This is a genomic window from Sorangium sp. So ce363 (assembly GCF_051520435.1).
Classification (GTDB): domain Bacteria; phylum Myxococcota_A; class Polyangia; order Polyangiales; family Polyangiaceae; genus Sorangium; species Sorangium cellulosum_B.
This window is the reverse complement of sequence record NZ_CP150333.1, coordinates 12,263,752-12,276,978: the sequence shown is the minus strand read 5'-3', so window position 1 is coordinate 12,276,978 and position 13,227 is coordinate 12,263,752. Positions and strand designations below refer to the sequence as shown.

Sequence of the window (13,227 nt, the reverse complement as noted above, 5' to 3'; positions counted from 1 at the left end):
CCGCCGCCGTTTCCTTTCCCTAGTTCCAGCAGATCCGGGCGCGCCTGTCGACGCAGAAACCGAGGACGACCCCGGCGGCGACAGCGCAGGAGCCGCCGAGGCCGCCGCGCTGGACATCCCCGCACGGGAGCGGCACCCTCGCGCCGGTGGATGCTCCGGAGATCTCCGATCTCCTCGTCGACTACGATCCCGACACCCTCGCGCGCCTGCCCGTGCGCCGGAGCGCGGTGGTCGAGCGCCTCCGCGCCGCAGGCCGCCCCGGCGCAGCCCGGCTCGCCGCGCGGCTCCCGGCGCGGGACGATCTCCTCGACGAGGCCGCCATCGACGCGCTCCTGCTCCGCGTCCACGCCGAGCTGCAGCGCCTGTCCGAGGAGTTCGACCAGGGAGCGCGCGTCCGCTTCGTGCTCGCGCCGCTGCTCGACGCGCTTCGCGCCGCCGGCGCGCCCCGCCCCCTGCGCGTCGTCGACGTGGGCTGCGGGCTCGGCTACGTCGTCCGCTGGCTCGCCGCCCGCGGGGCGCTGGGCGCCGACGTCGAGCTCGTGGGCTGCGATTACAACCGCGCGCTGATCGACAATGCGCGCGCGGCGGCCACCGACGAGGGCCTCCCGTGCCGCTTCCACGTGGCCAACGCGTTCACGCTGCGCGAGCCCGCCACCGTCTTCCTGTCCACCGGCGTCGTCCACCATTTCCGCGGCGACGCCCTCGTGTCGTTCTTCCGCGAGCAGGCCAGGGCCGGCGCACTCGCGTTCCTCCACTTCGACATCAAGCCGAGCCACCTGTCTCCCCTCGGCGCCTGGATCTTCCACCAGGCCCGCATGCGCGAGCCGCTCTCCCGCCACGACGGCGTCCTCTCCGCCCTCCGCGCCCACGCCGGCGACGCGCTCCTCGCCGCGGCGCGCGCGGGCGCCGAGGGCCTCTCCTCCGCGCTGTTCGACGGCCACGTCGGGCCCTTTCCCGTCCTGCGCATCATGCACGCGGTGATCGGCCTCCGCCCCGACCTGCGCGCGCCCTTCGCCGAGCAGCTCGGCCCGCGCGGCGGCCGCCGGCTCGGGGCGTTCTCGTGATCCCCGCGCTGCTCGCCGCGCTCGCCCTGGTCGACGCCGCGTTCTGCGGCTTTCGCGACGCCGCCGGCCGCAACCCGCGCATCGAGAAGCGCGCCTATTTCCTCCGCGCCGTCCGCCGCGGCGCCCTCGCCGGGCTCCTCGCCGTCGCCGCCCTCGCGGCCCTCACCTTCGCCGTGCTCGGGCTCGCGCCCGACCCCGCGGGCCTCTGGATCGATCTGCTCGCGGCCGGACGGCGCCTGATCCTCGTCTACGGCGCCTACGCCGCCCTCGTCTGCGCCGCCCTGCTCGCCTACGCGCTGCCCATCCACGAGGCGCGCGTGCTCGCCAGCGTGACGATCCTGGGCCCGCTCACCATGGTGCGCCCCTGGGTCCTCGCCGCGGGCGCGCTCCTCGCCGCGCTGGCCGCCGCGCGCGCGGAGACGGCCGCCCTGACGCTCGCCTCGGCGCTGGCGATCGGGCTCATCGAGCGGCTGCTCGGGCGCGGCTGGCGCCGCGGTCGGCCCATCCCCTTCGAGCCTTCGTAAACGGTCCTCCTCAAGCGGCTCCGGCCGCTACCGCTCGCCGCGCGCGAGGTGCGCGAGCAGCACGTCGGGAGCGATCGGCTTGACCAGGTGGGCGTCGCACCCGGCCTCCCTCGATCGGCGCAGATCGTCCTGCTGGCCGTAACCGGTGAACGCGATGATCTTCAGCTCCCTCGCGCCCGGCCAGCGCCGCATCCTCCGGGCGACCTCGTAGCCGTCCATCTCCGGCAGGCCGATGTCGAGCAGGACCACGTCGGGCGCGAAGCTGCGCGCCATCTCCAGCGCCGAGGCCCCGTCGTGCGCCAGCCCGATCGCGTGGCCAGCCTGCTCCAGGAGCAGCGCCAGGGCGAACGCGTGGTCGCGGTTGTCGTCCACGACGAGGACCCGCCGCGGGCGCGCGCTCGGGGCCGGCTCGACGGCCTCCCCGGGCTCGGCCGCCGCCTCGACGGCGGGCAGGCGGACCGTGAACTCGCTGCCGCGGTCGTCGCCGTCGCTCGCGGCCGACACCGAGCCCCGGTGCATCTCGACGAGCCGCTTCACGAGCGTGAGCCCGAGCCCGAGCCCGCCGCGCGCGCGGTCGAGCGTCGGGTGCGCCTGCTCGAACAGGCCGAAGATCCGCGGCAGCATCTCCGCCGGGATGCCGACCCCGGTGTCCTTCACCCGGACCACGATCTCCGCCTCCTCCTGGCCCGCGGAGAGCCAGATGCGCCCGCCCTCGTGGGTGTACTTCGCGGCGTTCGTGAGGAGGTTGACGATCACCTGCTCCAGGCGCGCGGAGTCTCCGAACACCGGGAGCGGCCGCGGGCTGACGTCGAGCGAGAGCTCGTGCTTCGAGGCGTCGATCAGCGGCGCGGCCGCCGCCACCGCCTGGCGGACGACGTCGCGGAGATCGAGCGGCGCCTGCTGCAGCGCGATCTTGCCGCGCGTGATCCGCGAGACGTCGAGCAGATCGTCGACCATGCGGCCGAGCTGGCACAGCTGCCGCTGCATGACCGACCGCGCCCACGCACGCCGCGGCTCGGGGACCGAGGGCATCTGCGAGACGCTGAGCGAGAACTGGATGGCCGACAGCGGGTTCCGGAGCTCGTGCGCCAGCATCGCGAGGAACTCGTCCTTGCGGCGATCGGCCTCCAGGAGCGCCTGCTCGGCCTGCTTGCGCGCGGTGATGTCATGGCACGACACGGCCACGCCGTCGCCGACCTTCACGGCCATGTTGCGCACCCACACGCGGTGCCCGCCGGCGGTGAGCTCGACCTCCGTGTCGTACGGCTCGCCGGTCTCGACGGCGCGCGCGTAGAGCGGGAACATCTCCGCCCGAAGGTCGGGCATCACGTCGAGGAGCCTCCGGCCGACGAGCGCATCCAGCGGCACGCAGTAGAGCCGCCCGGCCGCCGGGTTCGCGAAATCGAACAGGAAATCGACGATCTGACCCCCGGCGTCGCGCACCGCCTGGAGCACGACGAACGCGTCGAGCGAGAGCTCCTGGGCCGCGCGGAAGCGCTCCTCGGTCTGGCGCCGGTCGGTGATGTCGATGTTCATCCCAACCCACTCGCGCACGCGCCCCTCCGCATCGAGCAGGGGCACCGCCCGGACCTGCGTCCGCCGGTAGCTGCCGTCGGCGGCCCGGATCCGGTACTCCGTCTCGTAGCGCGACCTCGTATCGACCGCGTGCGTCCAGACCTGCATCGTCCGCTCCCGGTCGTCCGGGTGAACGACGGCCAGCCATCCGTGGCCGAGCATGTCCTCGGGCCTCCGACCGGTGACGGAGCACCAGTGCGGCGAGTGCTGCTGCATGAGCCCGTCCGAGCTCGTCGTCCAGACGAACTCCGCGGCAGCCTCGATGAGGCCGCGGTAACGGTCCTCGCTCCAGCGCTGCGCCTCTTCAGCTTGCTTGCGCTCGGTGATGTCCTTGATCACGCCGATCGTCCGCACCGCCTTGCCGCGCGCGTCCCTGATCACGGTGCCGCGCACCACCGCCCAGCGGACACGGCCGTCCTTGCGGACGTAGCGCTTCTCGCTGCGCCACTCGCGGTGCCCGCCGTTCATGGCCTGCACGCAGGTGGCGGTGTCCCGCGGTCGATCGTCAGGGTGCGTGAGGTCGGCGTAGGGGCGATCGAGCAGCTCCGCCTCGGAGTAGCCCGTCAGCTCGCAGAACGCCCGGTTGCACCCCAGGATCCGCGCCGTCACCGGATCTCCCATGACGAGGGGCACGCCGGCGAGCTCGATCGCCTGGAGCAGGTCGCGCACGCTCACGAGGTCCGCGCAGATCCCGCTCGCGTCCAGGCGCGTCCCCCCCGACCCAGCGCTCGGCCCCTCGGAGAGCGCTGCGCTCGCCGCGCCCTCCAGCTCTTCTTGAGTCGATATCACCCGCCCCCCGCGACGCCCCCCGAGATCGCCGGCCTGCGTACCGGCCACCAGGCACGCGGCGTCGCGGGCATCGTAAAGCAACGGCGCGCCCCCCGGCAGCTCGCGAATCGAGCCGGCTCGGCCCTTCACAGCGGCTCCGGCGCGACAGCGCCATGTGGACATGGAGTCGCCTCTCGCGCCCCCCTCGATACGAGGCCTCTCACCGGGGCGCCTCTCGCGGGGCAGCGCGGGGCCGACGGTCACCCGCGCCGACGAACCCCTCGACCCGCCGCGCGAGCGCGCGGTAGCATCGCGCCGCAATCCACCGATCATCGAGGAGCGCCGCGCGATCCGTCGCCGGCCGCACGCAAGACCCTATGAAGCTCGCTGTCATCTCAGGCAGTCACCGCAACGGCTCCGAATCGGGGAAGATCGCCCGCCACGTGCAGCAACAGCTGTCGTCGTCGACGGACGTCTCCTCCACGTACACGCTCGATCTCGCCGACAACCCGCTTCCGCTCTGGGACCCGGAGGTATGGCAGCCGTCCGAGAAATGGGAGCGCGTCTGGGCCCCCATCTCCGCCGAGCTCAAGACGTCCGACGCCTTCGTGATCATCGCGCCGGAGTGGGGCGGCATGGTCCCCGCCGGACTGAAGAACTTCTTCCTCCTCTGCTCCCGGGGCGAGCTCGCGCACAAGCCCGCGCTCATCGTCGGGGTCTCCGCGAGCGCGGGCGGCGCCTACCCGATCGCGGAGCTGCGCATGAGCAGCTACAAGAACACGTACCTTTGCTACATCCCGGACCACGTGATCGTGCGCAACGTCCGCGGCCTCCTCAACGACCCGGAGGCGCCGCAGTCCCCCGACGACGAGCGGATTCGCGAGCGGCTCCGCTACGCGCTGGGCATGCTCCTCCAGTACGGGAGAGCCCTGCAGCAGGTCCGCGCGAGCGGCGTGATCGACCTGGCCAAGTACCCTTACGGGATGTGACGGGCCCCCGGGGGCGAACACGCTAGTCTCGCCGGGTGCCGAAGATCCTCGTCATCGACGATCAGCCCGCCGTCTGCGTCGCGCTGACGACGCTGTTCGAGCTGCACGGGCACGAGGTCCGCGTCGCCGCCACGCCCGACGAGGCGATGGCGGCGGTGCTCGGCGACGAGCTCGGCGCCGTGGTCCAGGACATGAACTTCCGGCAGAGCGCCACCTCGGGCGAAGAGGGGATGGAGCTGCTCCGCCGGATCAAGGCCGTCGACCCCGAGCTGCCCGTCGTGGCCATGACCGCGTTCACGTCGATCGCGGGCGCGGTCGAGCTGATCAAGGCCGGGGCGAGCGACTACGTGCCCAAGCCGTGGGACGACCAGAAGCTCGTCGCCATCGTGGGCAACCTCGCGCGGCTGCGGGCGCTCGAGCAGGAGAACGCGCGCCTCCTGGCCCAGCGCGGGCGCGCGCGGCACCGGCTCGCCGAGCGCCACGACCTGGCCGGGCTCGTGTACGCGAGCGACGCGATGCACGAGGTCGTGAGCCTCGCCGTCAAGGTCGCGCCCGCCGACGTGCCCGTCCTCATCACCGGGCCGAACGGCACCGGGAAGGAGCTCCTCGCCGCCATCGTCCAGGCCAACTCGCGGCGGCGGGGCCGGCCGTTCGTCAAGGTGAACGCCGGGGCCCTCCCCGACGAGCTCGTCGAGGCGGAGCTGTTCGGCGCGGAGCCAGGCGCGTTCACCGGCGCGACCCGCCTCCGCGCCGGCCGCTTCGAGGAGGCCGACGGCGGCACCCTCTTCCTCGACGAGATCGGCACGTTGTCGCTGAACGGCCAGAAGAAGCTGCTGCGCGTCCTCCAGACCGGCGAGTACCAGCGGCTCGGGAGCAGCGTCACCCGCAAGGCCGACGTGCGCGTGCTGAGCGCGACCAACCGCGATCTCCCGCGGGCGATCGCCGAGGGATCCTTCCGCGAAGACCTGTACTTCAGGCTCAACGTCATCGAGTTGACGATCCCCGCGCTGCGCGATCGCCCCGAGGACATCGTGCCGATCGCGAGCCACCTGCTCGATCGCCTCGCCGCGCGCGCGGCGGGCGGCGAGCGGGTGACGCTCGGCCCGCGCGCGCGCCACGCGCTCGCCGAGCACGACTGGCCGGGCAACGTCCGCGAGCTCGAGAACCGGCTCACGCGCGCGGCGCTGGTGCGCAAGGGCGAGACGATCGAGCCGCACGACCTGGGGCTCGACGCGGTCGCGCGCGTGCCGCCGGCGCCCATCGCGACCGGCGCCGCGCCCGCGGCGCACGCCGCGTCGTCCGCGCCTTCCGCGACCTCCTCCGAGCGCCTCGAGATCGAGCGCGCGCTCGTCGAGGCGCGGGGCGTCGTCGCCAAGGCCGCGGCGTCGCTCGGCCTGAGCCGGCAGGGGCTCTACCGGCGCATGGACCGGCTCGGGATCCAGATCGAGCGGAAGCTCAAGTAGCGCGCTCGTCCGGCGGCGGCGGCAAGCGGCACTCCGCCTCGGCCCCGCCCCCCTCGCGGCGCCGCAGCGCGAGCGCGCCGCCGTGCGCGGTCGCGATCTCGCGGCAGAGCGCGAGGCCGAGCCCGCGGCCCTGCTGCTTCGTCGAGTAGAAGGGCAGGAGCGCCTTGCCCGGGGCGTCGTCCGGCAGCCCGTGGCCGCGGTCGGCCACCGTGAGCGCGAGCTCGCCCGTCGAGAGGCGCCGCACCGAGACCTCGATCTGGTCGGGCGGGCTCCCGGCCTCGACCGCGTTCTTGAGCAGGTTCAGGAGGAGCTGCTGGATCTGCGCTGGATCGAAGAAGCCTGGCTCGTCCGGCGCGTCGCCCAGCGTGAAGGGCGCGAGCCCGCGCAGCCGCTCGAGGAAGGGGCGCCACGGGACCCGCTCGGGGGCGGGCGGCGGGAGGCGCGCGAGCTCGGCGTACGCGGCGAGGAAGCGGGCGAGGTGCGCGCTCCGCTCCTCGATGGTGTCGAAGACCACGCCGAGGCGCTCCCGCTGCTCCGGGCGATCGAGCAGGAGGCGGCCCGAGTGGAGGAGCGAGGAGATCGGCGCGAGGGAGTTGTTGAGCTCGTGGCTGATCAACCGGATCGCGTTCCTGTGGAGCTCCGCCTCCCGGCGCGAGATCTCGCGCGTGAGCGACCGGACCGAGACGAGGACGTGCGCCTGGGTGTTCAGGCGGAACGCGCGGCGGGCGACGTACAGCGTCTCGATCTCGCCCCGGCGCTCGACGGACACGAGGGCGTCTCGCCCGGCGACCATCGCGGCGCGGAGCTCCTCGGGCTCCCCCGCGAGCAGCGCGGAGAGCGTCCTCTGGCCGACGCGCTCGCCCGCGGCGAAGAGGGCGCGCGCGGCGCCGTTGCCGTACACGATCCGGCCCGCCTCGTCGTGGAGCACCATCGCGACGGGCGTGGCGTCGAGCGCCGTCTCGAGCAGGAGCTCCTTCTGGTAGAGGTCGTCGCGCTGCGCCCGCAGGGCGTCGCCGAGGCGGTTGTGGCGCTCGACGAGATCCCCGAGCTCGTCCCGGCGGTCGTGCCGGACGCGCTGCGTGTAGTCGGACTCGGCGAAGCTCGAGAGGCCATCGGTCACCGCGCGGAGCAGGCCGACCGCGCGCCCGAGCAGCGCGCGGGAGGCGAGCGCGCCGGCGACCAGGGCGAGCCCGAGCCCCGCAAGGGCGGACACCGGCAGGGACGCCTGCGCCTGCGCCGCGGCCAGGCTCCCGGCGCAGGCGGCGGCGGCGGTCAGGGCGACCACGGCGGCGAGGCGGACCTGGAGGGGCACGCGGAGAGGCGCGCGGGGCCACGCGTGGAAGGAGGTCATGAGCGCGACGCCTCCGCGGGGGAGACCGCGCTCGCTCGGAGCGCGGGCACGAGCGCCGCGGCCATGCCCGCGAGCCAGAAGGCCACGGCGACCAGGAGGGCCGTCGGCGGCTCGAGGGGCACGTCGAGCTCGGGGGCGGCGGCGCGCGCCGCGGCCCGGAGCCCGGCGAGGGCGACGGCGCCGGCGGCGAGGCCGGCCGTCGTGAGCAGCGCGTTCTCCGCGAGCACGAGGCGCGCGACGTCGGCGCGGGTCGCGCCCAGGGCGCGGCGGATGCCGAGGGCCTGGCGGCGCTCGGCCACGAGCAGCGAGGCCATCCCGATGCGCCCCAGGAACACGACGACGAAGATCGCCCCGAGGAGCGCGAGGGCCAGGCCGCCCGCGCCGCGGCTCGTGCCAGCGTCGAGGTCGACGCCCTCGTCGAGCCGGCGCACGAGCACGGCGCGGCGCGGATCGGCGCGCTCGAGGGCCTCGCGCACGCGCGCGCCGGCGCGGTCGTCAGCGCCCGGAGCGACACGGACGAGGTACGTCAGCGAGCGGCCGAGGGCGGGCCCCTCGGCCGCGAAGAGGGCGCGCTGGGCGTCGTCGGGATCGCGGCCCATGGAGACGCGGAACGACGGGACGACGCCGACGACGACGAGGGGCCTCTGCCGGGCGCTCCGGCGCACGATCTGCCCGACCGCACGGCCGTCCGGGAAGAGGCGCGCCGCGAGCGCCTGCGTGACGACGGCGGGCGTCGCCTCCGCGCCCGCGGCGTCCCCTGCGGCGAGCAGGCGCCCCGCGAGGGGAGCGAGGCCGAGGACCTCGGCGACGCCGCCGCGATCGTCGAGCATCCAGGCGACCGCGCGCGAGCCGCCCGGGAGGGTCGTCTCGACGACCTCCCTGTGCGTGAGGTTGAACGGCGCCGCGGCCGCCTCGGCGGCGGCGAGGACGCCGGCGACGCGCGCGAGGGCCGCGGCGTCGCGGCGGACCGCGGCCGCGCGCTCGTCGAGGGACGCGAAGCTCGGGCCGTCGCGCTCGGTCGCGGCGAGGAGCAGCGACCGCGTCTCGATGCCGCGCGGCGCGGACGCGCCGCGGGCATAGTGGACGGCGAGCCCCGAGGCGTGCACGGCCACGGCGAAGCCGAAGGCGGTCTCGAGCACCATGAGGAGCGCGGGCGTCTTCCGGCGAGAGAGCGCCCTGACGAGGGGGCCTAGCACGATCGCCGGAGCCCTTCGGCCGGAGGGATCCTCGCCGCGCGCAGGGCCGGGTACGCGCCGGCGAGGAGGCCGGCGGTCATCGCGGCCACGAGCGCCGCGCCGGCGGAGCGCGCCTCGAGGTGGTAGTCGACCGGCCGGAGGTGGATGACGCGGTTGACGATCTCGAGCGCCGCCGCGGCAACGCCGACGGCGAGCGCGGCGGCGCTCGCGGCCACGAGCGCCACCTCGGTCAGGAGCCCAAGGAAGACGCCGCGGGCGCTCGCGCCGAACGCGCGGTAGACGGCGATCTCGGCGCGCTTCGCGCGGAGCTTCCCCTCGAGCAGCCGCGCGACGCTGAGCGTGCAGGCGCCGAGGAGGACGTCGGCGAGCAGGACGAACAGGGTCGTGCCGGGGTCGTCCGCGCGGAGCGCGTGCAGGCGCTCGCGCGGCACGAGCTCGGCCCCGAGGACGCGCCGGCCGCGCGCGCGCTCGCCGCGGGCGTAGGCGTCGAGCTCGGCCTGGAACGCGGCCCGGCTGGGCTCGTCGCGCAGCTCGACCACGAGATCCAGCCAGCCGTTGTCGGTGGCGGCGAGCGCGTCGAAGCTGCCGCCCGGGTCCTCGACCTCGCGGACCAGCGCCGGCCGGACGCCGAGCGCGAGGCCGGCGGCGCTCGGCGCGAAGACCACGGCCGTGCGCGGGGCGCGCGTGCGCGGGGCGGCCGGGAGCGCGACGACGCCGACCACCCGGAACGGCTCGCCGAAGAGCCGCAGCGTGCGCCCGATCCCGCTCGCTCCGGAGAACAGCGCGCGCTCCGCCGCGTCGGAGAGCACGACGGGGCGCTCCTGGCCGACGCCCTCCGCCGCCGGCCAGATCGCGCCGCGCCGGACCGTTGCGCCCACCATCCCGAAGAGATCGCTGGTGCAAAAAATCACCTGGACAGGGACGAGCGGGCCCTCGTCCGGGCTCCCGGCGGCCACGGCGGCGAAGAGATCCGACGCGCGCGAAGGGTGGGGGCTCTCGAGGAGGACGCGATCGCGGTAGCTCGGGGGATCGATCGCCCTGGGATCGGTGACGGCGCCGCCCTCCCGCGGGAGGGAGACGAAGTAGAGCCCGCGCGCCGACGCGAACGGATCGGACGCGCGCTCGTGGAGGACCGCGCGCGCGGCGGTCCATGCCGCGAGGCCGAGCGTGAACGCCAGCAGCATGATGGCGGTGTGCCCAGGCTGCCGGCCGAGGCTCCTGAGGGCCATCCGGAGCGCGTCGCCGGCCGTCACGGGAGGCCCTCCGGCGGAGCTTCCGAGGGCGGCGCCGGCGGCGCGGTGGCCCAGGGATCGATGAGCTTGCCGTCGAGCACGTGGACCCTGCGGCGCGCCCGCGCCGCCAGCTCGGGGTCGTGCGTGGTCATGACGATCGTCGTGCCGCCGGCGTGGATGCGCTCGAGCAGATCGAGGATCTGCCGCGCCGAGCGGGAGTCGAGGTTGCCGGTAGGCTCGTCGGCCAGGAGGAGCGAGGGCTCGCCGACCAGCGCGCGCGCGATCGCGACGCGCTGCTGCTGGCCGCCCGAGAGCTCGCTGGGCCGGTGGTGGAGCCGCGCGCTCAGGCCGACGCCCTCGAGCGCGCGCAGGGCGCGCTCGCGCCTTGCGCGCGCGCCCATGCCGCGGACCCGCAGCGGCACGTCCACGTTGTCGAGCACGTCGAGGTCGGCGATGAGCTGAAAGCTCTGGAACACGAAGCCGATCTTCCGGTTCCGGATCGCGCTCGCAGGGGCATCCGAGAGGCCCTGCATCGGCTCCCCGTCGAGCAGGTACTCGCCCTCGTCGAAGGGATCGAGCAACCCGGCGACATTGAGGAACGTCGTCTTTCCGGAGCCGGAGGGGCCCATCACGGCGAGGAACTCGCCGCGCGCGACGTGCAGCGTGAACCCGGCGAGCGCGTGGGTCTCGAACAGGCCGCGCCGGTAGACCTTGGTGACGTTCGTCATCCATATCATGTCGGTCTCTTTGGCAGGAAATGCAGGTACTTTATCTTCACGGCCACCGGCCAGCCAGCTACCGTCGTCGCGTGAAGCGGCTGTCTGCATCGAAATCCGCTCCCTCTGCCGCGCCGCGCGCGCATCGCCATGGACCGACGCGCAGGGTCGTGGCCGTGGCCTACGACGGCGCGAGCGCCATCGACGTGGTGGGGCCCACCGACGTATTCGCCCTGGCCTCGGACATCGCGAGAGCGAAGGTGCCCGGCGCTCCCCCCGCCTATGCGGTCGAGATCGCGGCCGCGAACGGCGGCGTGATCCGGACGCTGTCGGGGGTGCAGATCGTCGCCCACAAGGCGCTCGCGGATCTGGCGCCCGGCATCGATACGGTGCTTGTCGCCGGGGGCGAGACCCGTGAAGCGACGCGGGATGCCCGGCTGCTCGCCTGGCTGCGCGCGACGACGCCCGAGGTGCGGCGCATGGGCGCCGTCTGCACCGGCGCCTTCCTCCTCGCCGCCGCGGGGCTGCTCGCGGGGTGCCGGGCGGCCACCCACTGGCATTCCGCGGCAGCGCTCGCGCGCGAGTTTCCCGGCGTCGAGGTCGACCCCGACGCCATCTTCGTGAGGTCCGGGAAGATCTACACGTCGGCGGGCATGACAGCGGGCATCGACCTCGCGCTCTCGATGGTGGAGGAAGATCTCGGATACGACATGGCGCTCCAGGTGGCGCGGGGGCTCGTGGTGTTCCTCAAGCGCCCGGGTGGACAGTCCCAGTTCAGCCGCCCGCTCCTCGCGCAGACGGTCGCCGCGGGCCCGCTGCAGGGCGTGATCGACTGGGTGCTCCGGCACCTCGACGCCGACCTGCGCGTCGAGGCGCTGGCGGAGAGGGCCGGGATGAGCCCGCGCAACTTCGCGCGGACGTTCACCCGGGCCATGCGGATGACCCCCGCGAAGTTCGTCGAGTCGGCCAGGCTGGAGCAGGCGCGCTCCTGCCTCGAGGGAGGCCGAGCCTCGATGAAGCAGCTCGCGCGCGACTGCGGCTTCGGCACGGACGAGCGGATGCGGCGCGCGTTCCAGCGCACCCTGCAGGTCACGCCGGAGGACTACCGGAGGCGCTTCGGTCGAGCGTGAGCGGACGCAGGGCGCTCGGCCGAGCGCCGTCGTCGCTCGCCGGATCCTTCGCGCGCGGTCGCGCGCGACGAGGCGCGCGGGGCCCTGCGCCCGCGTGTCCTGAAAGCAGGGGACGATGTCCTTTCCGCCGCGGCCGACGCCGCTCAAAGTCAGGCCTGCGAAGCGCGCTCAGCCGCGCTCGGGAGCGCCAGGCGCGGGGCCGCGTCGAGACGAAGCCCCGCCATCGAGGCGATCATCGGCAGATGACGAAACGAAACGAAACGAAACGAAAGGGTTCAGGGACGAACGATGACGGACACCTATGACATCAAGCTGCCAGATCCTCAGCCGCCGCTCCGGGTCGGCATGGTGCTCTACCCGGGCCTCACGGCGCTGGATCTGATCGGCCCTCAAAGCGTGCTGACCGCTCACGCGACGACGTATCTGCTCTGGAAGACGCGCGACCTGGTCATGTCTGACTCGGGGGTTCCTATCCAGCCGACGGCGACCTTCAGCGACTGTCCGGACGACCTGGACATCCTGTTCGTCCCGGGCGGCATGGGCACCCCCGACGCCATGGTGGATCAGGAGATCCTTCGGTTCTTGAGGGATCGGGGCGCCCGCTCCAGGTACGTGACCTCCGTGTGCACAGGGTCGCTCATCCTGGCCGCGGCAGGTTTGCTGCAAGGATACAAGGCCACGACACACTGGTCCACGCGCCACATCCTGGAGGCGTTCGGCGTGGAGTGTGTCCGGGCGCGCGTCGTGGTCGATCGCAACCGGATCTCGGGCGGCGGGGTGACCGCAGGCATCGATTTCGGGCTGACGCTGCTGGCGCTGCTGCGCGGAGACGATGCCGCGAAGCTGACGCAGCTCATGCTGGAATACGACCCCGCCCCGCCGTTCAACGCCGGGGTGCCCGAAGCTGCGGGACCCGAGCTGACGCAGCGCATATTGAGCGTCCTCGACCCGTACGATCAGCGGATGCGGAAGATCGCCGCCGAGAGGAGCAACAGAGCGAGCTGAGGCGCGCCGGACGCGCAGCCGCGATGGCCCGCAGGATCATGCCAGCGTTCGTCGCCGCATCCCTCGTCGATCGTGAGCGCGCCATCCACGCCGCGGCCTCCCGGGGCTGGTCGTCACGTGGATCGCGGGATACCTCTTGACCGCGCTGCGACAACTCCCCATGACAGAGCGGCGATCACCCCGTCGCTGGCTTCGCAGCTCGCCCTCGTCCACG

General features: G+C 74.0%; 11 protein-coding genes. 6 read left to right on the top strand and 5 right to left on the bottom strand.

Features of this window, described 5'->3' with window-relative positions; all coding sequences use genetic code 11:
• Positions 1-146: 146 nt before the first annotated feature.
• Complete coding sequence (locus tag WMF12_RS46155; RefSeq protein ID WP_437855311.1) at positions 147-1,064, top strand: class I SAM-dependent methyltransferase; 918 nt, start codon at positions 147-149, stop codon at positions 1,062-1,064.
• Positions 1,061-1,588 (top strand): oxidoreductase, encoded by a 528-nt coding sequence (locus WMF12_RS46150; protein ID WP_437855308.1) that lies wholly within the window; start codon positions 1,061-1,063, stop codon positions 1,586-1,588. Before WMF12_RS46155 ends, WMF12_RS46150 begins: the two co-directional genes overlap by 4 nt.
• Positions 1,589-1,615: 27 nt before the next feature.
• On the opposite strand, the gene WMF12_RS46145 is transcribed toward WMF12_RS46150, so the two are convergent.
• Entirely contained in the window at positions 1,616-4,081 is a 2,466-nt protein-coding gene (locus WMF12_RS46145) for a PAS domain S-box protein (RefSeq protein WP_437855306.1), read from the bottom strand.
• A 227-nt stretch (positions 4,082-4,308) separates the two neighbouring features.
• Between WMF12_RS46145 and WMF12_RS46140 the strand changes: the two genes are divergently transcribed.
• On the top strand, positions 4,309-4,920 hold the full coding sequence (locus WMF12_RS46140) for an NADPH-dependent FMN reductase (RefSeq protein WP_437743083.1): 612 nt from the start codon (positions 4,309-4,311) through the stop codon (positions 4,918-4,920).
• Positions 4,921-4,955: 35 nt separating this feature from the next.
• A complete protein-coding gene (locus WMF12_RS46135) occupies positions 4,956-6,383 on the top strand; it encodes a sigma-54-dependent transcriptional regulator (protein ID WP_437855303.1) in 1,428 nt (475 codons plus the stop codon).
• Here WMF12_RS46135 and WMF12_RS46130 read toward each other — a convergent pair.
• From WMF12_RS46130 to WMF12_RS46115, 4 genes are read right to left on the bottom strand one after another with little or no spacing between them, the layout of a single operon-like run.
• Entirely contained in the window at positions 6,376-7,734 is a 1,359-nt protein-coding gene (locus tag WMF12_RS46130) for a sensor histidine kinase (RefSeq protein ID WP_437855301.1), read from the bottom strand. The two genes, WMF12_RS46135 and WMF12_RS46130, sit on opposite strands and share 8 nt — an antisense overlap.
• Complete coding sequence (locus WMF12_RS46125; protein ID WP_437855299.1) at positions 7,731-8,930, bottom strand: FtsX-like permease family protein; 1,200 nt, start codon at positions 8,928-8,930, stop codon at positions 7,731-7,733. The genes WMF12_RS46130 and WMF12_RS46125 overlap by 4 nt, the downstream gene beginning before the upstream one ends.
• Positions 8,924-10,183, bottom strand: coding sequence for an ABC transporter permease (locus WMF12_RS46120; protein ID WP_437855296.1), 1,260 nt, complete (start codon positions 10,181-10,183; stop codon positions 8,924-8,926). The genes WMF12_RS46125 and WMF12_RS46120 overlap by 7 nt, the downstream gene beginning before the upstream one ends.
• Positions 10,180-10,899 carry an ABC transporter ATP-binding protein gene (locus tag WMF12_RS46115; RefSeq protein WP_437855293.1) on the bottom strand — a complete coding sequence of 240 codons (720 nt, stop codon included), beginning with the start codon at positions 10,897-10,899 and terminating at the stop codon, positions 10,180-10,182. Before WMF12_RS46115 ends, WMF12_RS46120 begins: the two co-directional genes overlap by 4 nt.
• 149 nt (positions 10,900-11,048) lie before the next feature.
• Here WMF12_RS46115 and WMF12_RS46110 point away from each other — a divergent pair, with 149 nt between their 5' ends.
• Positions 11,049-12,008: a GlxA family transcriptional regulator gene (locus tag WMF12_RS46110; protein WP_437855291.1), complete on the top strand. Its 960-nt coding sequence runs from the start codon at positions 11,049-11,051 to the stop codon at positions 12,006-12,008.
• 288 nt (positions 12,009-12,296) lie between these two features.
• Positions 12,297-13,013: a DJ-1/PfpI family protein gene (locus WMF12_RS46105; RefSeq protein WP_437855288.1), complete on the top strand. Its 717-nt coding sequence runs from the start codon at positions 12,297-12,299 to the stop codon at positions 13,011-13,013.
• Positions 13,014-13,227 lie beyond the last annotated feature (214 nt).

Coding starts and splice junctions, on each gene's coding strand:
- WMF12_RS46105 (WP_437855288.1), top strand. CDS start 12,297: ATGACGGACACCTATGACATCAAGCTGCCAGATCCTCAGCCGCCGCTC.
- WMF12_RS46140 (WP_437743083.1), top strand. CDS start 4,309: ATGAAGCTCGCTGTCATCTCAGGCAGTCACCGCAACGGCTCCGAATCG.
- WMF12_RS46115 (WP_437855293.1), bottom strand. CDS start 10,899: ATGATATGGATGACGAACGTCACCAAGGTCTACCGGCGCGGCCTGTTC.
- WMF12_RS46130 (WP_437855301.1), bottom strand. CDS start 7,734: ATGACCTCCTTCCACGCGTGGCCCCGCGCGCCTCTCCGCGTGCCCCTC.